The 24,813-nt window shown below is 58.4% G+C and carries 22 protein-coding genes; 13 read left to right on the top strand and 9 right to left on the bottom strand.

Annotated features, from left to right (window positions below; all coding sequences use genetic code 11):
• Positions 1–23: 23 nt before the first annotated feature.
• A complete protein-coding gene (gene rsxA / locus AC13DD_RS06795; protein WP_014576726.1) occupies positions 24–605 on the bottom strand; it encodes an electron transport complex subunit RsxA in 582 nt (193 codons plus the stop codon).
• Positions 606–650: 45 nt separating this feature from the next.
• Positions 651–2,681, bottom strand: coding sequence for a methionine--tRNA ligase (metG, locus tag AC13DD_RS06790; RefSeq protein ID WP_482931014.1), 2,031 nt, complete (start codon positions 2,679–2,681; stop codon positions 651–653).
• 198 nt (positions 2,682–2,879) lie between these two features.
• Between metG and apbC the strand changes: the two genes are divergently transcribed.
• From apbC to AC13DD_RS06770, 4 genes are all read left to right on the top strand, one after another.
• Positions 2,880–3,980 (top strand): iron-sulfur cluster carrier protein ApbC, encoded by a 1,101-nt coding sequence (gene apbC, locus AC13DD_RS06785; protein WP_053114915.1) that lies wholly within the window; start codon positions 2,880–2,882, stop codon positions 3,978–3,980.
• 280 nt (positions 3,981–4,260) lie between these two features.
• On the top strand, positions 4,261–4,827 hold the full coding sequence (dcd, locus tag AC13DD_RS06780; protein WP_008172848.1) for a dCTP deaminase: 567 nt from the start codon (positions 4,261–4,263) through the stop codon (positions 4,825–4,827).
• The gene (locus AC13DD_RS06775; protein ID WP_008172846.1) at positions 4,824–5,423 is read left to right on the top strand and encodes a YjaG family protein; all 600 of its coding nucleotides are present in this window, start codon (positions 4,824–4,826) and stop codon (positions 5,421–5,423) included. Before dcd ends, AC13DD_RS06775 begins: the two co-directional genes overlap by 4 nt.
• Before the next feature lie 74 nt (positions 5,424–5,497).
• Positions 5,498–6,775 (top strand): valine--pyruvate transaminase, encoded by a 1,278-nt coding sequence (locus tag AC13DD_RS06770; protein WP_053114916.1) that lies wholly within the window; start codon positions 5,498–5,500, stop codon positions 6,773–6,775.
• Here the strand turns inward: AC13DD_RS06770 and AC13DD_RS06765 are convergent.
• From AC13DD_RS06765 to purM, 3 genes are all read right to left on the bottom strand, one after another.
• The gene (locus tag AC13DD_RS06765; protein WP_008172842.1) at positions 6,772–7,506 is read right to left on the bottom strand and encodes a DUF3108 domain-containing protein; all 735 of its coding nucleotides are present in this window, start codon (positions 7,504–7,506) and stop codon (positions 6,772–6,774) included. The two genes, AC13DD_RS06770 and AC13DD_RS06765, sit on opposite strands and share 4 nt — an antisense overlap.
• A gap of 90 nt (positions 7,507–7,596) precedes the next feature.
• Positions 7,597–8,259 carry a phosphoribosylglycinamide formyltransferase gene (gene purN, locus AC13DD_RS06760; protein WP_014576731.1) on the bottom strand — a complete coding sequence of 221 codons (663 nt, stop codon included), beginning with the start codon at positions 8,257–8,259 and terminating at the stop codon, positions 7,597–7,599.
• Entirely contained in the window at positions 8,256–9,320 is a 1,065-nt protein-coding gene (purM, locus tag AC13DD_RS06755) for a phosphoribosylformylglycinamidine cyclo-ligase (RefSeq protein WP_092031940.1), read from the bottom strand. Before purM ends, purN begins: the two co-directional genes overlap by 4 nt.
• 219 nt (positions 9,321–9,539) lie before the next feature.
• On the opposite strand from purM, the gene AC13DD_RS06750 reads away from it, so the two are divergent.
• Genes AC13DD_RS06750 through AC13DD_RS06730 form a run of 5 tightly spaced genes read left to right on the top strand, consistent with a single transcriptional unit; the run spans position 9,540 to position 13,300 of the window.
• On the top strand, positions 9,540–10,817 hold the full coding sequence (locus AC13DD_RS06750; protein ID WP_008172836.1) for a DUF2066 domain-containing protein: 1,278 nt from the start codon (positions 9,540–9,542) through the stop codon (positions 10,815–10,817).
• 21 nt (positions 10,818–10,838) lie between these two features.
• Positions 10,839–11,399: a CDP-alcohol phosphatidyltransferase family protein gene (locus tag AC13DD_RS06745; RefSeq protein WP_175497385.1), complete on the top strand. Its 561-nt coding sequence runs from the start codon at positions 10,839–10,841 to the stop codon at positions 11,397–11,399.
• Positions 11,396–12,094 carry a DnaA regulatory inactivator Hda gene (hda, locus tag AC13DD_RS06740; protein ID WP_008172833.1) on the top strand — a complete coding sequence of 233 codons (699 nt, stop codon included), beginning with the start codon at positions 11,396–11,398 and terminating at the stop codon, positions 12,092–12,094. Before AC13DD_RS06745 ends, hda begins: the two co-directional genes overlap by 4 nt.
• A gap of 60 nt (positions 12,095–12,154) precedes the next feature.
• Positions 12,155–12,952: a ParA family protein gene (locus tag AC13DD_RS06735; protein ID WP_008172831.1), complete on the top strand. Its 798-nt coding sequence runs from the start codon at positions 12,155–12,157 to the stop codon at positions 12,950–12,952.
• Positions 12,953–12,964: 12 nt separating this feature from the next.
• Entirely contained in the window at positions 12,965–13,300 is a 336-nt protein-coding gene (locus AC13DD_RS06730) for a YqcC family protein (RefSeq protein WP_008172829.1), read from the top strand.
• Here AC13DD_RS06730 and nadC read toward each other — a convergent pair whose 3' ends face one another.
• On the bottom strand, positions 13,301–14,140 hold the full coding sequence (nadC, locus tag AC13DD_RS06725; RefSeq protein WP_273082920.1) for a carboxylating nicotinate-nucleotide diphosphorylase: 840 nt from the start codon (positions 14,138–14,140) through the stop codon (positions 13,301–13,303).
• A 223-nt stretch (positions 14,141–14,363) separates the two neighbouring features.
• Between nadC and AC13DD_RS06720 the strand changes: the two genes are divergently transcribed.
• From AC13DD_RS06720 to AC13DD_RS06705, 4 genes are all read left to right on the top strand, one after another.
• A complete protein-coding gene (locus AC13DD_RS06720) occupies positions 14,364–16,661 on the top strand; it encodes a DUF1631 domain-containing protein (RefSeq protein ID WP_008172826.1) in 2,298 nt (765 codons plus the stop codon).
• Between the two features lie 69 nt (positions 16,662–16,730).
• Positions 16,731–17,357, top strand: a complete 627-nt coding sequence (gene ampD, locus AC13DD_RS06715; RefSeq protein ID WP_482931013.1) for a 1,6-anhydro-N-acetylmuramyl-L-alanine amidase AmpD — start codon at positions 16,731–16,733, stop codon at positions 17,355–17,357.
• Complete coding sequence (locus AC13DD_RS06710) at positions 17,358–18,245, top strand: histidine kinase (protein ID WP_273071021.1); 888 nt, start codon at positions 17,358–17,360, stop codon at positions 18,243–18,245.
• A gap of 120 nt (positions 18,246–18,365) precedes the next feature.
• Positions 18,366–20,396, top strand: a complete 2,031-nt coding sequence (locus AC13DD_RS06705) for a methyl-accepting chemotaxis protein (protein WP_482931012.1) — start codon at positions 18,366–18,368, stop codon at positions 20,394–20,396.
• A gap of 45 nt (positions 20,397–20,441) precedes the next feature.
• On the opposite strand, the gene AC13DD_RS06700 is transcribed toward AC13DD_RS06705, so the two are convergent.
• Genes AC13DD_RS06700 through AC13DD_RS06690 form a run of 3 tightly spaced genes read right to left on the bottom strand, consistent with a single transcriptional unit; the run spans position 20,442 to position 24,764 of the window.
• On the bottom strand, positions 20,442–20,999 hold the full coding sequence (locus tag AC13DD_RS06700) for a cob(I)yrinic acid a,c-diamide adenosyltransferase (protein WP_482931011.1): 558 nt from the start codon (positions 20,997–20,999) through the stop codon (positions 20,442–20,444).
• Positions 21,000–21,012: 13 nt separating this feature from the next.
• On the bottom strand, positions 21,013–21,906 hold the full coding sequence (locus tag AC13DD_RS06695) for a ketopantoate reductase family protein (protein ID WP_482931010.1): 894 nt from the start codon (positions 21,904–21,906) through the stop codon (positions 21,013–21,015).
• 5 nt (positions 21,907–21,911) lie between these two features.
• Positions 21,912–24,764, bottom strand: a complete 2,853-nt coding sequence (locus AC13DD_RS06690) for a valine--tRNA ligase (RefSeq protein ID WP_482931009.1) — start codon at positions 24,762–24,764, stop codon at positions 21,912–21,914.
• Between the last annotated feature and the right edge of the window lie 49 nt (positions 24,765–24,813).

The following is a 24,813-nucleotide window of genomic DNA, read 5'->3' as shown; positions in this document are numbered from 1 at the left end:
TTACTCCTAATCCCGCCGGCCGATCAAACGCTGACTAGGCCGCCAAAGCCCAGGAAAGCCAGAGCCATCAACCCGGCTGTCACCAGCCCGATGGCAGCACCGCGAAAGGCCACCGGCACATCGGACACGGCGATGCGCTCACGCATGGCAGCGAACAGCACCAGAACCATCGAAAAGCCCGCTGCTGCACCAAATCCATACAACACGGACTCAACGAAGTTGTTGTTCTTGTTGATGTTAAGCAGGGCGACGCCCAGCACCGCGCAATTCGTGGTGATCAACGGAAGGAAGATGCCCAATACCCGGTAAAGCAGCGGGCTGGTTTTACGCACCACCATCTCGGTGAACTGAACCACCACGGCAATCACCAGGATAAAGGTGATGGTTCTGAGGAATGCGAGGTCCAGCGGCTCGAGCAGGTAGGTATAGGCAAGGTAACTGCACACCGAAGCCAGGGTCAGCACGAACGTGGTGGCCAGGGACATCCCCATGGCCGTTTCCAGTTTTCCGGATACGCCCATAAAGGGACACAGGCCCAGGAACTGAACCAGTACAAAATTGTTCACCAGAATGGTGCTGACCAGAATCAGCAGATATTCGGTCATTTACCTTGCTCCATTGGCACCTGTCAGCGCTCGGCCCGGTCGCCCTTACATAATCCGCATGCCGGGCGTGGCGCCCGAATCCGGGGACAGGATAAAGATGTCCTTGCCTCCCGGGCCGGCCGCCAGAACCATACCCTCGGACATTCCGAACTTCATCTTCCGCGGCTTGAGGTTGGCGACCATGACGGTCAGGCGTCCCTCGAGATCTTCCGGCTTGTAGGCTGACTTGATACCAGCAAACACGTAGCGCTCGCCATGCCCTATGTCAAGGGTGAGGCGAAGAAGCTTGTCGGCACCTTCCACATGCTCTGCTTTGACAATTTTAACGACCCGAAGATCCACTTTCGCGAAATCGCCAAATTCTATTTCATCGGCGATGGGTTCAAGATTGGCAGCGGGTGCCGGTTTTCCGGTCGCTGCGGGCAACTCCTCCTTGGAGGAATCCAGCATTTTCTCGATCTGGGCCATATCCACACGGTTCATCAACGGCTTGAACTTGTTGATGCCGTGGTTCTCGAGGCGTTCTGCGCGTTTGTTCCAGTCCAGCGGTGCATTCAGGAAAGCCTCGGAGGCCTTGGCGGTCTCCGGCAGCACCGGTGCCAGATAGGTCATCAGAAGATGGAACATGTTGATGGCGTTGGTGCAGATGGCCTGGAGATTCTCGTCCTGGCCTTCCTGCTTGGCGATCACCCAAGGCTGCTCATCATTGACGTACTGGTTGGCAATGTCTGCCAGTTCCATGATCCGTCTCATCGCGCGGCCGAATTCGCGGGACTCGTAGTATTCCTCGATTTCCTTGCCGGCCTCGATGAATTCCTTCAGTTTGGCGTGCTCGGTGACCTGGCCAAGCTGGCCGTCGAAGCGCTTGGTAATGAAACCGGCACTGCGGCTGGCAATGTTTACCACCTTGCCCACCAGATCCGAGTTCACCCGGGCAGCAAAGTCTTCCAGGTTCAGGTCCATGTCATCCACGTTGCCGGTCAGCTTGGCGGCGAAGTAGTAGCGCAGGTATTCGGGGTTCAGATGATCCAGGTAAGTGCGCGCCATGATGAACGTGCCGCGGGACTTGGACATTTTCTTCCCGTTAACGGTGACAAAGCCGTGAGCCCAGACTGCGGTTGGTGTGCGGAAGCCCGCATCGTGCAGCATGGACGGCCAGAACAGCGCGTGGAAGTTGATGATGTCCTTGCCGATGAAGTGGTAGACCTCGGCGGTGGAATCGGCCTTCCAGAAGTGCTCGAAATCGATGCCTTCCCGGTTGCAAAGGTTCTTGAAGCTGGCAAGGTAGCCGATCGGCGCATCCAGCCACACGTAGAAGTACTTGCCGGGCGCGTCCGGAATTTCGAAACCGAAGTAGGGTGCATCACGGCTGATGTCCCACTCCTGAAGGCCTGCGTCCAGCCATTCAGCCAGCTTGTTGGCCACCTGGGGTTGCAGCGTGCCGCTGCGGGTCCACTTGGCGAGGAAGTCCTGGAAATCCGGCAGCTTGAAGAAATAGTGCTCGGACTCTTTCTCGATCGGTGTGGCGCCGGAAACCGCCGAGCGCGGATTGATCAGCTCGGCCGGCGTGTAGGTTGCGCCACAGGCCTCGCAGTTATCCCCGTACTGGTCCTCGGTCTTGCACTTGGGGCAGGTGCCCTTGATGAACCGGTCCGCCAGGAACATGTTCTTTTCAGGGTCGTAGGACTGGGTAATCTTGCGCGTGGCAATGTGCCCGTTTTCCTGAAGCTGACGGTAAATATATTCCGAGAAATAACGGTTCTCTTCGGAATGGGTGGTGTAATAGTTGTCGAACCGGATGTGGAACCCGGCGAAGTCCTCCTGATGCTCCTCGCGGATCCGGTCGATCAACTGCTCGGAGGTAATGCCTTCCCGCTCGGCACGAAGCATGATGGCAGTGCCATGGGCATCATCGGCGCAAACGTAGTAACAATTCTGGCCACGCATCTTCTGATAACGCACCCAGATGTCGGTCTGAATGTATTCCAGCAGGTGCCCCAGATGAATAGGGCCGTTGGCGTACGGCAGGGCGCTGGTAACCAGAATATCGCGCTGTTGTTTGCTCGCTTGCGTCATGGTGATGTCCGAACCTTATGTTGACACGGGTTGGAAAGACAAAACGGGGAACTGGTGGCTGTCTTGATTGATTGCCCCAGGTAAAGACCCCATATGGTCAGAAACGGGCACAGATGATACCTTCCGAGCAGATAATTTTCACCCGAATCACCTGTTTCCGTGCTTAAAATCGAGCATGAGCTTATTCCGGAGAACCCGATGACACAGATTTCTGAGCAGGCCCTGCAATCAGCGGTTCGCGAGTACCGTGATCCTTACCTCAACAAGGACCTCTACCAACTGGGTGCCGTAAAATCCCTGAACGCCGACGAGCGCGGAAACGTCACCCTCATGGTCGAGCTGCCATACCCCTCGAAAGGCATTGCAGGTGCCCTCAAGCAGCTTGTCGGTAATGCTCTGGAAGACGTCGCCGGTGTCGAAAATGTGGACGTCCACGTGGGCCAGAAAATCCACTCCTACAAAGTCCAGAAAGACCTGCCCGCAGTACCCGGCGTGAAAAACATCATCGCTGTCGCGTCGGGCAAGGGTGGCGTCGGTAAATCCACCACTGCCGTCAACCTGGCCCTCGCACTCCAGGCCGAAGGCGCACGGGTCGGCATCCTGGACGCCGACATCTACGGCCCCAGCATCGGCATGATGCTCGGCGTGCCCGAAGGCAAACGCCCGGACACCCGCGAAAACAAATACTTCGTCCCCATGGACGCCCACGGCCTCCAGGCCAACTCCATGGCTTTTGTCGTTACCGAGAAAACCCCCATGGTCTGGCGCGGCCCCATGGTCAGCGGCGCCGTGATGCAACTGCTCCAGCAGACCCTCTGGAACGAACTCGACTACCTCATCGTCGACATGCCCCCCGGCACCGGAGACATCCAGCTCACCCTGGCCCAGAAAGTCCCGGTAACCGGCGCCGTCATCGTCACCACACCCCAGGACATTGCCTTGCTGGACGGCAAGAAAGGCATCGAAATGTTCCGCAAAGTCGATATCCCGGTGCTTGGCGTGGTCGAAAACATGAGCGTCCATATCTGCAGCAACTGCGGCCACGAAGAGCCCCTCTTCGGCCACGGCGGCGGTGAGCGCATTGCCCAGGAATACGACACCACACTCCTCGGCCAACTGCCCCTGCACATGACCATCCGCGAACAGACCGACGGCGGCACCCCCTCGGTAATCGCCGAACCGGACTCCGAAGTGGCCCGCCGTTACCGCGATATCGCGAGAAGGGTAGGGGCTGAACTGTCCACTCGGGAGCGGAACCTTTCCGGTTCGATCTCAAGCGTTTCAGTGACGGAGCACTGACAACGTCTCAAGGTTTGCGGCGTTTCACTCCGATGTTAGTTCGCGGTCTTAGGGGCAGCCTTCCAAAAATGTCGAAGGCGATGGATGGCCTTCGCCAAGGGCACATCGATCTGCTCGTAGCGGTTTTTGGAAGGCTGCTCCTATGAGCGCAGCCCGCCAATTCTGAGGTCCGAGCACCCAGCCGCAGCCCCCAGAAGTAAAGACTCGACAGCCTTCGACAGACCCCAAGGGAAAAGGTAAACTACGCCCCAATTTTCCCAGTGGATACGAGACTTCGCCAATGAGCATCAAATCCGACAAGTGGATTCGCCGGATGTCCGAACAACACGGCATGATCGAACCGTTCGAAAGCGGACAGGTTCGTGAAACCGAAAAAGGCCGCGTGATCTCCTACGGCACCTCCAGCTACGGCTACGACGTACGCTGCAGCAACGAATTCAAAATCTTCACCAACGTCCACTCCGCCACCGTGGACCCGAAGAACTTCGACGAAAACAGCTTCGTCAACTACACCGGCGACGTCTGCATCATCCCGCCGAACTCCTTTGCACTGGCCCGCACCGTTGAATACTTCCGCATTCCACGAAGCGTCCTGACCATCTGCCTGGGCAAGTCCACCTATGCGCGTTGCGGCATCATCGTCAACGTCACCCCGCTGGAACCAGAATGGGAAGGCCAGGTTACGCTGGAATTCTCTAACACCACCAACCTGCCGGCGAAGATCTACGCCAACGAAGGCGTCGCCCAGATGCTCTTCTTTGAATCCGACGAGATCTGTGAAACCAGCTACAAAGACCGGGGTGGCAAATATCTTGGCCAGACCGGCGTGACCCTGCCCAGGACATGAACGCCAACCAGTTCCTGAAAGCCGTTTCACAACTGCAGGGATGGCGCGAATGCGCCTTCCTGCTCGCTCTGGCTGAGCGCTCATTCCCGAACTACGCCCTGTTTGCCGATGCCATGGGCCTGAAGACCGGTGCCAAAATGCGCCAGCTTCTCGATCTTGGCTGGGACTTGCTCCAAAAAGACGTCTCCGAATCGGCGATCCCGCAGTTGCTCGCCAAACTGGAAACCCTGTCGCCGGACGTGGACGCCTACGACGCCTACGGTGTTTACCCGGCCTTCGACTTCTGTCAGCTACTGGAGCAGGCGCTGCTGAACCGCCTGAACCCCTCCAAACACCGCGCTACCGATGCGTCACAGATGGCGACCGGAACCGTGATGAACTTTATTGAGCTGTCCGAAGGGGAAGACCTCGAGGAAGACGAGCTCGTCCGTCTGCTTGATCATCACCCGTTGATGAAAGAAGACAAAACCTTCCAGCGGGACCTGATCCTGGAGCTGAAGCGCCAACGCACGCCAACCGATCAGTTCGTGGCCCGTCTCCGGGAGGATGCAGCCAACGAGGGCGTCAGTAACCTTGGCATTTCGCTCACCGAATAAACGTTGGGGAGCGAGCAAGCTACACTTTCGGTATTACCCGTTGTATTCAGAATAGGTCAGATGGATTTTATCCCATGAAACTCTCTGCTTTTGGTCGCAAGTTCACCGCCGATGCCGGTATCACGTCCCTCATGGATGACCTGGGTAACGCCATGGCATCCGGCGACGACATGATCATGATGGGCGGGGGAAATCCCGGGCATATTCCCGAGATCCAGCAGAGAGTACAGGAAATTCTCGCGGATATGAGTCGTAACGAGGGCGATGTTCGCCGTCTGGTCGGCATCTACGATCCGCCTCAGGGGGAAAAGCAGTTTATCGCCTCGCTCGCCGAGCTGCTCAACCGCGAATATGGCTGGGGCCTGAAACCTGAGAATATCGCCCTGACCAACGGCAGCCAGGCGGCCTTCTTCATGTTGTTCAACATGTTTGGCGGAGACTACGGCGACGGTAACCGCAAGCATATTCTTTTGCCGCTTGCGCCCGAGTACATCGGCTACGCTGACGCTGGCATTGAACCGGGCCTGTTCCATGCGGTGCAGCCGGACATCTCGTTCACCGACGCCCACGAGTTCAAATACCGGGTGGATTTTGATGCCGTAGAGGTTACCGGTGAGACCGGCGCTATCTGTGTGTCACGTCCCACCAATCCGACCGGTAACGTCGTTACTGACGAAGAGCTTGCCCGGCTTGAAGAGCTCGCCCGCCAACACGACATACCACTGATCGTCGATGGCGCGTATGGCACACCATTTCCGAGCTTGCTGTTCGTTGATGCAACACCCACCTGGAACGACCAGATCATCCTCTGCCTGAGCCTCTCGAAGCTTGGTTTGCCGGCAGCGCGGACCGGAATCGTGATTGCCGCCGAGCCGGTGATCAAGGCGTTGTCAGGCATTAATGCCATTATGAACCTGGCCACGGGCAGTTTTGGCGCCATGCTGGCCGAGCCTCTGGTTCGTTCCGGCGAAATATTGTCCCTGAGCAGGGATGTGGTTTGCCCGTTCTACAAGGCGAAGATGGAACGGGCGGTATCCGCGTTCCGGGAGGCCATGGGAGAGGACAGCTGCCGCTGGTATGTGCACAAGCCCGAGGGCGCCATGTTCCTGTGGCTCTGGTTCCCGGATCTGCCGATCTGCAGCCTTGAGCTGTATCAGCGGTTGAAGAGCCGAGGGGTTCTGGTCGTTTCCGGACACTATTTCTTTCCCGGATTACCGGAAGATGGCTGGAGGCACCGGCATGAGTGTCTGCGCGTGACCTACTCCCAGGACGACGATCGGGTTGCCGAGGGCCTCCGGATCATTGCCGATGAGGTCAAGGCCGTGTGGCGCGAGGCCGGGCGTGAGGTCTAGCGCTCGAACTCTGCTTCCTTGAGTTTCAATTCGTAGGTGCTGCCGTCCGGCTCAACCTGCCTGAGGCGGACTAGCAGGAAATTCTGCTCCGGCGAGAACCACATCAGCGTCTGGCGCTTGGAATCCTCGCGAACCTTCTCCGCCTTCAGGGTGGCGCTCTGTTTGTTGCCGGTGCTCATATTCTCGCCATTGATCACCGCGAAGCGATCGGTGTCGATAGAATTACCGTCGAGCACCCGATAGGTCATTTCCCGCTTGCCATTCTTGATGTCCTGGTGCAGCTGAAGCTGGTAGCCCAGCGGATCCAGGAGGCCTTCTTCCAGCGCCAGTTCGAAGGGCTTTCCCTTGTATTCCCCGGTTGCGACGCCTGCGGACCAGTCGAAGTCGATAGAGTTCTTGCGGTCGCTGATCAGGAAACCGGATAAGCGGTATCGGTATCGCATGGGTATGACGTGCCCGTCCTCCCAGCGGAATACCAGCGATTCATCGATGCTGACAATGAAGGAGTCGACATCCGTGCGGTACAGCCAGACATCGTTGCCCTGGGAGGAGAGTGTGCGTTTTGCGGTGCCATTGAGAGAGAGACCCTTCTCCATGGCTGCGGTATAGCTGGCCTCGAAGGGGGTCAGGTCCGCTTCGGTCTCGGCATGCAGTGTGACCGGTCCGGCGAGAATGCCGAGACAGGCCAGCAGTGCGGCGCAACCAAATCTGATGAGACGTCGTGAAAGCATCTTGTTAAACCCGAACAATTACCGTCATCAATGGCGACAGTGTAGCTGCTCGGGCAGGATGCGGGGATGACAATTCGTTCAGGCGATGCCTCAGTTGTCCGGCAAGCGCATCGGAGCGTTCAAGGGTTCGCCGTCGAACAACACATAATCGCTACCCAGTTGAATCCGGCCCTCACAGAACCAGCGCACAACAATGGGGTAGAGGATGTGTTCCTTGGCCTGCACCTTCTCCGCGAGGCTTTCTGGCGTGTCATCGGAAACAATCGCCACTTCTGCTTGGGCAATCACGGGGCCACCATCCAGCTCTTCGGTAACGAAGTGGATGGAAACGCCATGTACGGTATCGCCCGCTTCCAGTGCACGACGGTGAGTATTCAGCCCGGTGTACTTCGGCAACAGGGACGGGTGAATGTTCAGCATCTTACCCCGGAATGCCCGAACAAAATCCGTGGTCAGAATGCGCATGAAGCCTGCCAGGACAATCAGATCCGGATTGTATCGGAGGATTTCCGCCATCAGGGAGGCATCAAACTCATCCCGGGATTCGAAATTCTTGTGGTTTACCACAAAGGTCTCGATATTTGCCTGGGCCGCGCGCTCAAGGGCAAACGCGCCGGGCTGGTTGCAGCCAACGGCAATGATCTGCCCGGGAAAATCCCGCTCCCGGCTGGCGTCAATCAGTGCCTGAAGGTTGGTGCCGCTTCCGGATGCGAGCACCAGGATTTTCGGTAACGGGGTCTGATCTGCCTTCATGCCGACAGCAGCCCCGGTGCATAGCGAACGCAGGCATCTGCCTGTTCGTCATCGGCACGTTCGATCAGGCCTACCTGCCAGGCATGTTCGCCCAGTGCTTTCAGGGTATCCAGGGCCAGCTCCTTCTGGTTGGCAGGCACGCAGACAATCATGCCGATACCACAGTTAAAGGTGCGGTACATCTCTTCACTGGCAACGCCGCCGTTGTCCTTGAGCCACTGGAATACCGGGGGCAATGACCAGCTGTTGGTATCGATGGCAGCGATGGTGCCGTTCGGCAGCACCCTGGGAATATTTTCCGGCAGGCCACCACCAGTGATGTGGGAGAGGGCGCGAACGTCGACTTCGCGAATCAGCTGCAGAAGATTCTTTACGTAGATTCGAGTCGGTGCCATCAAGGCGTTGGCCAGGGTGGTATCGCCGATTGGCTGCTCGAGGTCAGCGTTGCTGACTTCCAGAATTTTCCGGATCAGGGAGTAGCCGTTGGAGTGAGGGCCGGAAGAGCCCAGGGCAATCAGCACGTCTCCGGCCTGGACGCGGCCGCCGTCAATAATCTCGCTGCGTTCGGCAACGCCTACGCAGAAGCCAGCCAGATCGTAGTCGTCGCCTTCGTACATGCCCGGCATTTCAGCGGTTTCACCGCCGACCAGCGCACAGCCAGCCTGCTCGCAGCCCTCGCCGATTCCGGCAACCACCTGAGTGGCAACGTCTACGTTCAGCTTGCCGGTCGCGTAGTAGTCGAGGAAGAAAAGCGGTTCAGCGCCGCCGACAACCAGATCGTTCACGCACATGGCGACCAGGTCGATGCCGATGCTGTCGTGCTTGTCCAGTTGCATGGCCAGTCTGAGCTTTGTGCCCACTCCGTCGGTGCCGGAAACCAGAACCGGTTCGTTATATCCGGCGGGGATGGAGACCATGGCGCCGAAGCCGCCGAGACCGCCAAGAACCTCGGGGCGGCGGGTGCGCGCGGCGGTGTCCTTGATTCGGCTGACGAGTTCATTGCCGGCATCAATATCTACGCCAGCATCGCGGTAGGTCAGGGAGGGCTTCTGTTCGCTCATGGTGTACTTAACCGTTGGCCAGTGGGTCAGGCGGCGGATTTTAACAGGTGCGGTGTGGCGCTCCAAATGTATATTGCTTTTCCGAAATCCGGGGCCGCTACTCACACCCTGGGGCATGGTGTATCCTATGCGCCATTCATGCGAATTGCAGGGTGTTTCATGTCAGTATCAGGGCAAAAGCCGGCACACAGGTCTTTATCCGGGACGTGGGTAGTTGCGTTGTTCACCGTTCTGCTGTCTGGGTTTTCCGCCCAGGCGAGTGCCGTGACGGTTTCCGGTCTCTATTCGGCAAAGGTGCCAGTGGAAGGGTCCTCGTCGGGTCAACTCGCCCAGGGATATGCAGACGGGCTGAGCCAGGTACTGGTAAGGGTTTCCGGTACCCGAGACGTACTGGCGATGGAGGGCGTTGAAGCCCTGCTGTCCGATGCCGAGTCGTTACTTCTTTCCTATCAGGTTGCCCGTGGCGAGTCCGGCCAGAGTGTTCTGAGCATGTCCTTCGGAGCGGTTGGCGTGAATCGCGCGCTGGCTGCAATTGATGCGCCGGTGTGGGGTGCCAACAGACCGCTCACACTGGCCTGGATTGCTGCCGAGGATCGTGGCTCGAGAACACTCGTAACACGGCCCGGGGCCGGCTCTGGTCAGGAAGACGCAGGAGCCTGGAGGGCTGCGTTCGATGAGGCGGCCAGAAAGCGTGGCTTGCCCGTGGCGCTGCCCCCGTCAGATTTCAGCTCTGACCGCGAATTGCTCTCGGATATCTGGGGGCAGTTTATTGGTCGGGTGAAGTCTGCATCCGGGAATCTGGACCATGATGTGCTCGCTTTGGTGCGGGTCAGCCGTGCTGGCGGGCAATGGCGTGCCGGCTGGGTCTTCGATGGTATGGCCATGAATGCCGGGGAAGAGTCGGTAACCGCCGATACCCCGGAAGCGCTGGCGGAGGCGACGATAAACCGCTGGGCGGAGTTATACGCCAGCCGATACGCGGTTGCTGCGTCGGAAGTGGGCGATTCGCCCCAGGTGGACATTGTGCTGCGTGGCGTGACGTCGCTTGAAGACTATGCCGGCGCCAATAAGGTGCTGGAAGGACTGACCCCCGTGGTTAGCGTTGGTGCCCATCGGGTACGGGACGAGCAACTGACCCTGCGGGTGGCTTTCTCCGGTGAGCTGGACCAGCTGCGGGAGTACATCGCCCTGGATCCGCGCTTCGTTCCAATGGAGGCCGACGTTCCGGCAGAACCTCCGGTTACCGCCCGCACAGCAGAGGACCAGGTGGCGTCGTCTGGGCCGAACCCGCAAGAGGCGCTCGAGAGCGAGGTATCGCAGCCGGCTGGCCCGGATCAGCAAACCTCTGCGGAGGCGTCTGAAGAGACTGCCCTGTTTACCTATCAGCCGGTGCCCGTCGATGAGGAAGATGCCAGGGAGGCGTTCGAATCCCTGTACCAGGTTCTGTATTATCGTTGGCAACCGTCTTCTGTCATCGGGAGCGATGGCGGCGAATAAGGTGTAACCGGAGGGAGTCTTTTGAATTTGCACCGCTGGCGCTGGATTCCCAATGCCCTGACGTTCCTGCGCATTCTTCTGATCGCTCCCTTCGCGGGAGCGTTACTGATCGGAGATTATCGCCGGGCGTTGCTGATATTCTTTCTGGCCGCCGGCACAGACGCGGTTGACGGCTTCCTTGCCCGCCATTTCAATTGGCGTTCCAGGCTTGGTGCAATTGCAGATCCTCTCGCCGACAAGGCCTTGTTGATCACCGCGTACCTGATGCTTACTCTCACCGAGGTTCTGCCCGTGTGGCTGTTTCTGCTGGTGTTGGGGCGTGATCTGCTGATTGTGGTCGGCGCTCTGGCCTACCACTACAAGGTTGGTCGATACGATATGGAGCCCAGCATTCCCGGCAAGATCAATACGTTTATCCAGATTCTTGTAGCCCTGGCCATCATCGTGCTTCTGGCGGACCTGCCGATGCAGCCCTGGGTGGTGGATGCCGGCATTATCCTGGTGGCTGTTTCCACCGTGTTCAGCGGGGCGCATTACCTGTTTGTGTGGGGCTTGCGGGCCTGGAGGGCTACCCGGCCATGACCGCATCCCAGTTGGTGCTCGGGGTCAAGCTGCGTGACGACGCCCGATTCGACAATTTCCATGGCGACCGGAACACGAGCGCAGCCCAGCGTCTTGAAAGCGTTTGTCAGCAACCTGATGATATGCCTGTCGTTGTTCTGTGCGGTGATGCCGATACCGGCAAGAGCCATCTTCTACAGGCAGTGTGCCACCTGGGCGAAAAGCAGGGCAGGGCAGCGGTGTGTATCAGCATCGCAGAGCTAGAGCCTTTTGGTCCCGATGCCTTGTCGGGGCTTGAGACCCATGAGATCGTCTGTCTTGACGATGTCGACCGCATCGCAGGCCAGCGGGTCTGGGAAGAGGCCATTTTTCATCTCTATAACCGGATTCTCGATCGAGGCGGCCTCTTGCTGGTGAGTCTGGCCGATTTGCCGGCCAGTTTGCCCTTTGAGTTGCCGGATCTGGTCTCCAGATTCAGTCACGGGCTGATCATCCAGTTGGGTATTTACCGGGATGAGGATCGCCTGACCATTCTCAGGGCCCGTGCCGAGAAACGTGGCCTGGTGATGGCGGATGATGTGGCCAGCTATATAATGCGCCGGGCGCCCCGAAGGCTCGGTGATTTGCTGGGGATTCTGGATATACTGGATGAAAATTCACTTCAGGCACAGCGGCGGCTTACTATTCCGTTTGTGAAGACAGTGATGGGGTGGTGAGTTGGAATGGGTTCATCGCAGGGCAGAAATCGATAACGGATTCATCAAGGGAGAGGCAATATGAGACGGGTGGTATTCAACCAGAAAGGCGGTGTCGGCAAGTCCAGTATCACGTGCAATCTCGCAGCTATCAGCGCCGCTCGTGGAAAGCGCACCCTGGTCGTGGATCTTGATCCGCAGGGAAACTCCACCCATTATCTGCTGGGCAAGCCTGCCAGCGAGCTCAAGGACACCGTTGCGGATATGCTGGAGCAGACGGTGGCCTTTACCGTGTTCAATCGCCGTCCGGACGAATTTGTCCATGCCTCACCGTTCAAGAACCTGTTTGTGATGCCCTCCAGCCCGGAGCTGGATTTTCTCGAGCGCAAGCTGGAGGCCAAGCACAAGATATACAAGCTGAGGGAAGCCCTGAAAAAACTGGGTGAATCCTTCGATGCGATCTACATCGATACCGCGCCGGCGCTCAATTTCTATACCCGGTCTGCCCTGATTGCAGCCCAGCGCTGCCTGATACCCTTCGACTGTGACGATTTTTCCCGTCAGGCGCTGTACAACATCCTCAACGAGATTCGTGATCTGCAGGAAGATCACAACGAGGATCTTGTTGTCGAAGGGATTGTTGCCAACCAGTTCCAGCCGCGGGCCAGCCTGCCCAAGCAGCTGGTCAGGGAGCTTACCGAGGAGGGCTTGCCGGTTCTGCCTGTGCGTCTCTCAAGTTCCGTGAAGATGAAAGAGTCCCACCAGAGCCGGCAGCCCCTGATTCACATGGCACCCAAGCACCCGCTGACGCGCCAGTACGAGGACCTGTTCCGGGTTCTGCATGGCGAAACCGTGGAGCTTGAGCCGCTTAACGATTGAAGCGAGACTGATATGACCGAATCCGGTAACCCGGTCGGGCAGGTTGCGGACTGCCTTCTGAACATTGAGATGGAGTTGCGGCAGCTGGGGCTCTGGGAGTCAGAGCCGCCACCGGACGAGGCGTTCCAGAGTGCGCAGCCCTTTTGCATCGATACGCTGGAATTTACCCAGTGGCTGCAATTTGTCTTTGTGGAAAGAATGAAGATCATTATCGAAAACGACCACCCGTTGCCCTCGGCCTCCGGCATAGCGCCGATGGCCGAAGAGCATTTCCGGGGGCGACCGGAGTCCGGTAGCAGGCTGGTTCGGGAGCTGGAGGTGATCGATCGCCTGCTTAGCGGGGAGTGATCAGTCCAGTCTCATTGACAGGTCGACAGCCTTCAAATCCTTGGTCAGCGCGCCAATCGAGATGAAGTCCACGCCGGTTTCGGCGATCGGCACCAGGGTGTCGGCATTGATTCCCCCGGATGCCTCCAGCTTTGCTTTGCCACCCGTGGTAGCGACCGCGGTCCGCATGTCTTCAAGTGAGAACTCATCCAGCATGATGATGTCTGCACCCGCTTTAAGGGCCTGTTCCAGCTCGTCAAGGTTCTCGGTTTCCACCTCCACCGGTTTGCCCGGTGCAATCCGGTGGGCGGCTTCAATAGCTTGGGCAATGGAGCCGCAGGCGGCAATGTGATTTTCCTTGATCAGGAAGGCATCCCACAGCCCGATCCGGTGATTGAAGCAGCCGCCACAGGTTACAGCGTATTTCTGGGCCAGGCGCAGACCGGGCAGGGTTTTACGGGTATCCAGCAGTCGAACACCGGTGTGTGCAACCCGGGCGGCATAGCCCGCGCAGGCGGTCGCAACGCCAGACAGGGACTGGAGCCAGTTCAGAGCCGCGCGTTCGGAGCTCAGCAGGCTTCGTGCCGAACCCTGCATGGTAAACAACACCTGATCCGGTGACACGGTCTCTCCATCGGCCACCTGCCAGTTCAGCTCAACGGCCGGATCCACCTGTCGGAAAACCTCGTCCACCCACTCCCTGCCCGCGATGGTGGCGGTTTCCCGCGTAATTGCCCGCCCTGTTGCCTGTTTGTCGGCTGGTATCAGTCTGGCCGTAATGTCGCCATCGCCGATGTCCTCCCGCAGACTCTGGGCAACATTTTCAATTCTGGCCTGGCGGAGGAGTTCAGGGGCAATCATAGGGCAAAAAGTCCGGTGCAGTGGGTTGACGGCGTTTCAGGCTGTCAATTCTAAAGCGCCGCCGGTGAATCGCCAAACTCTTGGGGCTGGGCTGCTAAACTGTGATGCACGTCAGGTCTACACAAAAGGTGACAAATTCTGACACAACCTGACGTGGGCAGCTCGTATCATGTGAAGTGGAGAAATAAACAGGCAATTGTGTAATACAAGGCGGAGCAGCGAGATGGTGCACGATAACAAGGTTGTCAGCTTTTCAGGCCGGAAACCGCCCGCCCGGTTTTCTTTGCCTGCGTCCCTCGTGCGCCTGCGTGACGCATCGGGTCAGTCCCTCAAGTCCGTTCTTGCCAGTTTTTTCGATCGTGCCGATGATGCCCTGTTTGAACTCGCGGACAGAGCCGGCTCCAACCTCGACCAGACCGCCTACTTTGATGCCATGCGGGAGCTCAGGCTTCGTCGCAAGGCCATGGTGGTCTCGATCCTCCAGTATGTCAGCCAGGCCTTCAATGAAATCGGCAGGTTCCAGCCCCAGCAAAGTGCCAGGTCGCTGGATGAAGTTGACGAGGACTCTCTCAGCCTCGTTGACCATTCCCAGCTTGAGCAGCAGGTGGCAGTCGATAATCTCATAAATAAACTCCGGAACCGTTATACCGAACAGATCCGTCTGCTTACCGTCCGGGTGGGGCATCTGGTGCCGGGTATCGAGCTGAAAGACGCACAAATGCCGCTGAGCCCGGAAATCATCTGTGGTGGTGTTGCCGAGGCCTGTGCCGACCTCGACATTGATATCCGGGCCAAGCTGGTGGTTCTGAAGCTGTTTGATCGCCTGCTTGCCGATACCCTCGGTGATTTCTACAAAGAAGCCAATCGCACCTTGATCAGTGAAGGCGTAATGCCTGACATGAAACGACCGCCCACCGGCAAGGTGCCCTCCCGCTCCGGTCAACGTGGGTCAGGAGAGAGTTCAGTGCCGACCAGTGCCAGCGGTCAGGCGGATTCTGCCAGCGAGAGTCAGGGTATGTCTCAATCACAGGCCACTTTCTCGGAGCTCAGCGCGCTGTTGCATCGCGGTGAGTCCAATGCTGTCACTGGCGGATCCTCGGTCGGCGAAAGCTACATTGATACCGACAGGCTTATGGCCCGTTTGACTGAAGCGCAGTCGAGCAGCAGGCAATGGGGTGAAGGTACCGTTGTACCTCTGAACGAGCAGCTTCAACCCATCCTGCGTTCCGGCGATGGCAACAGCCTGAGCGTTGGGCAGGTCGACAGTGACGTGATCAATCTGGTTTCCATGCTGTTCGACTTTATTCTGGAAGATCGCCAACTGCATCCGGTGATGAAAGCATTGATCGGGCGCCTGCAGATTCCGGTGCTGAAAGTGGCGCTTAGTGACAAGAACTTTTTCAACCGGGGCGGTCACCCGGTTCGAAAACTGCTTAACGAGCTGGCACTCTCGGCCATTGGCTGGACCGAGAAGAAGGCCGGGCAAAGAGACCCGCTTCGGGACAAAATCGAATCGGTGGTAGATCGGGTTCTGACAGAGTTCACTACCAACGTCTCCCTGTTCGAGGAGTTGCTCAAAGATTTCAGCCACTTCATGGATCTCGATCGCCGGCGTCGTGAGCTCGTCGAGCAACGTCTTCGGGATGCTGAAGAAGGGCGGGCTCGACAGGAGCGGGCGTCCCAGGCGGCGGAAGGCTTGGTTAAGGAGCTGACAGAGCAGCGGGACGTGCCCGAACCGGTTGCCGGCCTCCTGAGCGAAGCCTGGACCCGGTACCTGCAATGGGTTGTCCTCCGGGAGGGCGAGGAAAGCGACCGGTGGCAGCACGCCCGGAACCTGACCGAGCAGTTGGTCTGGAGTGTGGATCCGCGCCCGGTCACTGATACCACCAGGTCAGATCTGCTGAGGGCAATACCGGCCATTGTGGACGACCTTCGCAAGGCACTGCAGGATATTTCCTGGGACCCGTTTGCCACCGATGCGGCGATTCGCGACCTTGAACTTGCCCATGTGGATGTTTTCCAGCGATTGGTGACGGCTCCGTCCAGGCCGGAATCACCTTCGGAACCAGAGGATCTGCTCGTTCCGGAGCCCGCTGCTGAGCAGCCCGTCGAGCCCCCTGAGCCGGCGGCCGAAGACGCTGTCAAAGCAACGCCCTCGCCGGCCGAGCCTGAAGTGCCTGTTTCTGTGGTCAGCGAGGCTGCCTCCCAGGCGGACGCTGAAACGCAGACTGCTTCAGTATCTCCAGAGTGGCTGTCAAAGGCCGAAAGCCTGCGTGTGGGTTCCTGGATTGAACTTACCCGCGACGAAACCCGGGTGCGCTGTAAGCTTGCGGCCTTTATCAAGGCCACTGGCAAATATATCTTTGTGAATCGCAGTGGCGCGAAGGTGGCAGAGTATCTGCGTCAGGAACTGGCCGCCGACATGGAATTCGGGAAAATCAGCATGCTGGATGATGGTCTGATCTTCGACCGGGCACTGGAGTCGATCATCGACAACCTGCGCAGCAGCCGCAAGGACTGATTCGTAGCAACCGTGGCAACTTTGTGATTCAATCAGAGGCTGTAATGCTCTGAAACTTTTGGAATTACTTTGCCCGATTCAGACGTTTTTTCCGAACGCCCTTCCGCCTCCGGTACCGATGGAAATTCGCTTCGCGAAACCGGGCAGATTTCCTTCGCCCGCTGGACCCCTTCGCCGAATTTCGGGCCTCGTCCGGATGGAGCGGGCATCTCTCTTCTGGTCGTCCACAATATCAGCCTGCCTCCGGGCCAGTTTGGTGGCCGCGAAATAGAAGACTTCTTCTGCAACCAACTCGACCATTCTGCGCACCCCTACTTCAAGACTATCGAGGGCGTCCAGGTGTCTGCGCACCTGCTGATTCGCCGCGATGGCGCGCTGGTGCAGTTTGTCAGCCTGCTTGATCGGGCCTGGCATGCCGGCCGATCGTGTTTTGAAGGGCAGGAGGAATGCAATGATTTTTCCATCGGGATTGAGCTGGAAGGGACCGACGACAACCCTTACACCACCGAGCAATATCGCATGCTGGCGAAAGTGGCGGACCTGATTATGACGGCCTGGCCGGATATCACGGCCAATCGGATTACCGGGCACTGCGACATTGCGCCCGGCAGGAAGAGCGATCCCGGCCCGGCTTTTGACTGGCGGTATTTCCGGTCAGCCCTGGAAATAGTCCGAGGATCGGGGAGGAACGTCTGAATGGTATTTGTTGTGTTTCTTCTGGCCTACATGGTACGCAGGCGTCTGGATTCCCTGGACATGCTGTCTGGCGATGAGGTCTGGCGCCGTTGGTTCCGCTACGGCAGCCGGGTCAGGGCGGGCCATGAATCGGGGATAGCAACCGGGCTGGCACTGATCCTGTTGCCGGCCCTGATACTTGGGCTTGCGGAATACCTGCTGGTGTCTTCTGGCTGGAGAATGGCGGCTTACCCGCTGGAGTTCCTGGTGCTGGTCGTCCTTATGGGAACGCCGGGCTGGCGACAGGTACTGCGGGCCTATGCGGAGGCGTGGCATCGGGGAGACATGCAGTCGGCCTGGCATCATGTGAAAGACCTTCTTCCGGCCGATGAACGGGGAGCCGCAGTGTCTCCCGAGGCCATGCACCTCTCCCTGTCCAAGGCACTGATGGTTTCGGTGTTCCAGCGCTTTTTTCTGGTGGCTTTCTGGTATGTGGTTGGCGGTATCGGTCTCGCGGTCCTGGCGCGTGGGCTGGTAGCGCTCGCCGAGCAATGGCCGCAGGCGCCGGCCAGGCCCAGGTTTGCAAAAATGTCCGACCTTGCCGGCTGGATTCCTGCCAGGCTTTTGTCGTTAACGTTCGGAATTGCCGGAGATCTGGCCGGGTGGCTGCGTGAAACTCGCCAGACTCTGACCGGAATCTCCAAAAAAGCGGGCGAGGTACTCATGATTTCGGCCAACGGGTCGTTAACCGGGTATGCACTGGATCCAGCGAGGTTTTCCCGGATTCACCCGGATGAGTGGACAGCGTTTGGGGGAAGGAGTCTGCGAGCGGTAAGGGATCTGCTGAACAGAAGCATGCTGGTATGGATATGCATACTCGCCCTGCTGGTTATTTCCGGCGTCGTTTAGCTCGGATTTTATAAAACATTACGGTTTAACAACAAATAAAGCTTAAGTTTTTAAGACTTTAGGCGACAATAGAAGAAAAGAATTAACGTTCAGTGGTTGTTTGCCAGCACGAGGGTCCCTGTGAAGCAACTCATTAATCCTGCCATTGCCCTGATGAACCGGCTCCCGATGGTCTACAAGTTCAGTCTCATCAGCATTCTGTTCCTTTTACCAATTGGCGGGCTGTCCTGGCTTGCCATTTCCGAGCTGAATCGCTCGGTTCAGACCATGACCCGGGGTGTCGAGGGTCTGGAGCAACTCCAGCAAGTGGATCGGCTGGTGGATGCGGCGATGGATTATCGAGACTATCGCTCACCGGCGATCATCAAGGATGAGAGTGCCATTACCGCAGTTTCCGAAGAAGCGGCCACTGAGATTGACAGCCTGCTGGCGGCTCTGACCGCAGAAGAGCGCTCGTTTGATACGACTGGCTCCTGGGCCGATCAGGTTGAAGGCCTTCGCCAGGAGTGGGAAGCATTGCGGGCCGATGACAATTATCAGGGCAGCTTCGATCCTCAGTTCAAGTATTATCAGGAATTCGTCCAGAAGGCACAGGCGCTGCTTTCGGCCACCATTGAAATCTCTGGTTTGGGGCAGGGGGCCTCAAGAGAAAACCAGTTGATTCTGGGCCTGATCCAGGACTCTCTCCCGGCTGCACGCACCGTGATCGGTCGGGCAAAATCCTACGGAATATTCGCACTGGTCGAGGGGCAGGTGGGTTACGCCCTGAGCGAAACCCTGAACGAAATCTATGACCAGTTGACCAATCGCACCTCCTTGCTTTCACCGGCTTTGGCTCTTGCTTCTGAAGCATCGCCGGCCCTTGCCAATCAGGCAGGCAACGCCATTCAACGGGTTGACGAGAGTTTGATGGTGGTTCGGGATCATCTGGATCTGAACGTGATAACGCCCATGCGTCTGGAAATGCCCTGGACCGAATACGACGATCTGATGTCCGGGCAGTTGGCCCACTACGACGACGTTAAGACGGCTGCCTTCAGCGTGGTCGACTCGAACCTTCGCGCACGGCTCGAGAGTGAGATCAACCAGCGTCGCCTGATCGTGGTTGCCCTGATCGCCGTGCTGCTTGTGGTTGTCTATCTCTACATCGGCTTCTTCATGTCCGTACGCACTGCCATCAACCGCTTCAGCGAAGCCGCGCGGAACGTTGCCGCCGGCGATATGACCACGCACATCAGTTTGCGCAACCGCGATGAGCTGGGCGAGTTGACGACGGAATTCAATAACATGACCGACCGGATCGCCGAGCTGATCCGCTCTGTCAGCCGGACTACGGCGGACGTAGACCAGCAGGCCACGCGGGTCAATGACACCGCTGCGGCCAACAGCGAAGCGGTTGCGCGTCAGATGGAAGAAAGCGGCCAGATCAATGAAGCCATGAATCAGATGGTTGAGGCGGTTCATGAAGTCACCGAAAGCGCGCACCGAGTTGCGGACAGCGCGAGCAATGCCGAACAGGACACAGAAACCGGCCGGGGCGTGGTGGCCGACACGGTTGAAACCATCAACAAGCTGGCAGGTGAAATCTCAGGTGCGGTGGAAGTGATCAACCGGGTCAGCAAGGACAGTGACAACATCAGTCAGGTGCTGGTCGAGATCAAGGCCATCGCCGAGCAAACCAACCTGCTCGCCCTGAACGCCGCGATCGAGGCGGCCCGAGCCGGGGAGCAGGGGCGAGGATTCGCGGTGGTTGCCGATGAGGTTCGCTCGCTGTCACAGCGCACGCACAAATCGACGGAAGAAATCGAAGGCATGATTTCCCGTCTCCAGAGCGGAGTCAAAGACGCGGTGTCGGCCATGACCAACAGCCGGGACGTGACCGAGGCAACGGTGCAGAAGTCTGGAGAGGTGACAGAAGCCCTGGACAGAATCGCCAAGGGCATCTCTGTGATCGTGGATATGAGTCACCAGATCGCCCAGGCCGCCGAAGAGCAGTCTGCCGTTGCGAAAAACGTGAACTCGAACGTTGAGCAGATTGGCGAGCTGGGCCATAAAACAGCCGCCAATGCTGAAGAAACCCTGGGTTCTTCCAGAGAAATGTCGCAACTGACAGCGTCGCTTCAGCGTCTGGTGGAAGCGTTCAAGGTCTGACCGGCGGACCTTTGCGCGCGATCGGGTGCATAAAAAATCCGGCCCTCAGAGGCCGGATTTTTTTTGTTCCCAGAGAATCTCTTCGCCACCCTCGCGCCGGGCCAGTACGCGGGCGATGACAAACAACAGATCCGAGAGACGGTTCAGGTAGTGTCGGGAAGCGGTGTTGATCGAGTCCTCATGGCCGAGGGCGACGACAACCCGCTCTGCACGACGGCAGACCGCCCGGGCAAGGTGACATTGGGCGGCGCCGGGACTGCCACCGGGCAGGACAAAATTCTTCAGCGGTGGCAGGCCTTCGTTTTGCCGGTCCAGGGTGCCTTCCAGCCATTCGATGTGTTCGTCACCAATCACACGGCTGCCGGGGATGGCAAATTCGCCCCCCAGGTCAAACAGATGATGCTGAATGCGGCGCAGGCTCTCCACCAGTTCGTCGTCGCTGTCCAGGGTTTCGATTAGCAACCCGATATGGCAGTTGAGTTCATCAGCGGTGCCCATGGCTTCAACTCGCTGGGCATTCTTGGCAATCCGGTTGCCATCGGCCAGGCCCGTGGAGCCATCATCTCCGGTGCGGGTGTAAATCTTGGAAAGGCGGTTGCCCATCAGTCTGCTCCTGTTAATGTGACGACAGTTGTTGTACCCGTTCGGTCAGCATTTGGTTCACCGGCGTGTCGATACCGAGTTCTTTTCCGAGTTTTGCCAGATACCCGTTGATAAAGTCTATCTCGGTTTGGCGTTTCCGGAGAACATCGGCACGCATCGACGATGTGTTACCGGCGGTGTTTTGAGCGACCTGTTCAATGCGTTGGCGCAGGGAATCCGGTGTTTCCGTGATCTGGACGGCGGCGCTCATCAGATCTGACAATTCCCGGCAAAGCTCCTCGATGGTGTCCTGATATAGCCCTGCAGACAGGATGTCGCCATTGGGGCAGTTCAGGATCGCGGTGTAGGGATTGATGCCCGCATTGATGATCAGTTTCTGCCAGAGTCGCTGGAGGATGGCCGGCTCCGGATGAATGGCCAGGCCGGAGTCTTCCAGCATGGCGACCGCGCGGTCCACCGAGAATCTGGCCTGCTCTGTCAGCGGACCCACCCAGGTATCGCCGGTACCGGCATGGACGAGAAGCCCCGGTTCAGGTCGATTTGCGCCCTCGGTGGTGCTTGCGGCCAGGATCGGGCGCTCCGGCCACCGCTCGGCGACAGCTTGCTGGCTGCCCAGTCCGTTCTGGAAAAGCAGGATGGGGGTTTCAACGGGTAATTGGTCGATCGCGCCTGCTAAGGCGCTCAGGGTATCACCGGCCTTGGTTGTCACCAGCATCAGGTCCGGCGTGTCGCCGGTCCTGAGGAAAGGAATCTGTATGGAGGATTCCGGCCCCTCAAAGGGCCGGAAACGGTAATCGATGCTTGAGTCGGTGGGCTCGCCCGGTCTGGCCATGAAGGCAACGCAACCGTTGGGTAGCATTGCGCCCCAGAGCCTGCCCAGAGAGCCTGCACCGAGAATACCGATCATGCCGGTTACATGGCCTCGATATCGGCCCTTTGCTGGCTCAGGCGGGCCTGGCTGCTTTGGGCGTCCCGGAGTTTTTCCTGTTCCTTCTCGACCACCTCGGCCGGAGCCTTGGCCGTGAACTTCTCGTTACCCAGTTTACCCTCCAGGCGACCGATCTCTTTCTGCAGGCGTTCCAGCTCCTTGTCCAGACGCTTGAGTTCGGCATCCTTGTCAATCAGGCCGGCCATGGGAACCAGTACTTCCATGTCTCCCACCAGTTGGGTGGCAGACATGGGGGCTTTGTCACCCTCAAACCAGTCCAGGCTCTCCAGCTTGGCCAGGGAGCTCAGGAACTGGCGATTGTCATTCATGCGGCGCTGATCCTCGGTGTCTTTGCCACGCAGCAATACCGGAATCTTCTTCGCCGGCGAGATGTTCATTTCGCCCCGGATGTTGCGCACGGCAACGATCACGCCCTTGAGCCACTCAATATCAGCGGTAACCGCTGAATCCTGCTTGGTGGCATCCGGTTGCGGGTAGGCCTGCAGCATGATGCTGTCGCCAGTCTTGCCGGCCAGGGGCGCGATCCGCTGCCAGATTTCCTCGGTGATAAACGGCATCATCGGGTGCGCCAGGCGCAGAACGGATTCCAGTACGCGCACCAGGGTGCGACGGGTGCCACGTTTGGCTTCGGCACTGGCGTCTTCATCACTGAGCACAGGCTTGGACAGCTCCAGATACCAGTCGCAGTATTCGTTCCAGATGAACTCATAGAGCGCGTAGGCCGCCAGATCGAAGCGGTACTGGTCCAGGTGACGGATCACGTCCTGCTCGCAGCTCTGCAGCTCGCTGATGATCCAGCGGTCTGCCAGAGACAGTTCCACGGGCTCGTCATTCACACCACAGTCTTCGCCTTCGGTGTTCATCAACACGTAGCGGGCTGCGTTCCAGAGCTTGTTACAGAAGTTGCGGTAGCCTTCCAGGCGCTTCATATCCCAGTTGATGTCGCGGCCGGTCGTTGCCATGGCGGCAAGGGTGAAGCGCAGGGCATCGGTGCCGTGGGCGGTGATGCCCTCCGGGAATTCCTTCTTGGTGCGCTTGCCGATTTTCTCGGCCAGCTTGGGCTGCATCAGGTTGCCGGTTCGTTTCTCCAGCAGGTCATCCAGGCTGATGCCGTCGATCATGTCCAGCGGGTCGATCACGTTACCCTTGGACTTGGACATCTTGTCGCCGTGCTCATCACGGATAAGGCCGGTGACATAGACGGTATGGAAGGGTACCTGGGGGCTGCCGTCCTCGTTCTTCATGAAGTGCATGGTCATCATGATCATCCGGGCAACCCAGAAGAAAATGATGTCGAAGCCGGTGACCAGGACGTCGGTCGGATGGAAGGTTTTCAGGCGCTCGGTGATCTCTGGCCAGCCCAGGGTGCCGAACGTCCACAGGGCAGAGCTGAACCACGTATCAAGAACGTCTTCATCCTGCTCGAGGGCGACATTGGCGTCCAGGTTGTGCTTCTGGCGCACTTCATGTTCGCTGCGGCCCACGTAGATATTGCCGTCGGCGTCGTACCAGGCCGGAATGCGGTGGCCCCACCAGAGCTGGCGCGAGATACACCAATCCTGGATATCGCGCATCCAGGCGAAGTACATATTCTCGTACTGCTTGGGTACGAACTGGATACGACCGTCTTCCACCGCTTCAATAGCCGGCTTGGCCAGGGTCTTGGCATCGGCAAACCACTGGTCGGTGAGCATGGGCTCGATAATCAGGCCCGACCGGTCACCGCGGGGGACGCTGAGCACATGGTCCTCGATATTCTCGACCAGCCCCTCGGCCTCCATATCGGCAACAATTTGCTTGCGCGCCGCCTCGCGGGTCAGGCCAGCGTAGGCGCCCGGCATGGTGCCGTCGAGTTCGGTGTTTTCGGTGCCGTCGGCATTGAACACCTCGGCCACGTCCCGGATGTTGGCGTCCTGGGTCATGACGTTAATCATCGGCAGGTTGTTGCGCTTGCCCACGGCATAGTCGTTGAAGTCGTGGGCCGGCGTGATCTTCACGCAACCGGAGCCTTTCTCCGGATCGGCATGATGGTCGGCAACGATGGGAATACGGCGGTTCACCAGCGGCAGAATTACGTGCTTGCCAATCAGGTGCTGATAACGCTCGTCTTCCGGATGCACGGCCACGGCCGTATCACCGAGCATGGTTTCCGGCCGGGTAGTGGCAACGACCAGGTAATCCTTGCCATCCCGGGTTTGCGCGCCGTCAGCCAGCGGGTAACGCAGGTGCCAGAAAAAGCCTTTTTCTTCCTTGTTTTCCACTTCCAGATCGGAGATGGCGGTGTGCAGTTTCGGGTCCCAGTTCACCAACCGCTTGCCGCGATAGACAAGTCCCTCGTCGTACAGGCGGATAAACACTTCCTGAACGGCTTTGTAGAAGCCGTCGTCCATGGTGAAGCGTTCGTTGTCCCAGTCCACGGAATTGCCAAGGCGGCGGATCTGGCGGGTGATGGTGCCCCCGGAGTGCTCTTTCCAGTCCCAGATGCGCTTGATGAATTCTTCCCGGCCCAGATCGTGGCGGGTCTTGTCCTCTTCCGCAGCGAGTTTGCGCTCAACCACCATCTGGGTGGCAATGCCGGCGTGGTCGGTACCAACCGTCCACAGTGCGTTACGGCCCTGCATGCGCTTGAAGCGGGTGAGGGTGTCCATGATGGTGTGCTGGAACGCGTGGCCCATGTGCAGGCTGCCGGTTACGTTGGGCGGCGGGATAGCGATGCTGTAGGACTGGCCTTCACCGCTGGGGCGGAAGTACCCTTTGGATTCCCAGTTTTCGTACCACTGGCGCTCGATGTTTTCTGGCTGGTAGGTTTTTTCCATGGGGTTCTGCAGTGACCGTTGGTTGATTCACAAGGGAAAATTGAGACGC

This window comes from Marinobacter sp. L-13, from assembly GCF_056857715.1.
This window is presented reverse-complemented; position numbering and strand designations above follow the sequence as displayed.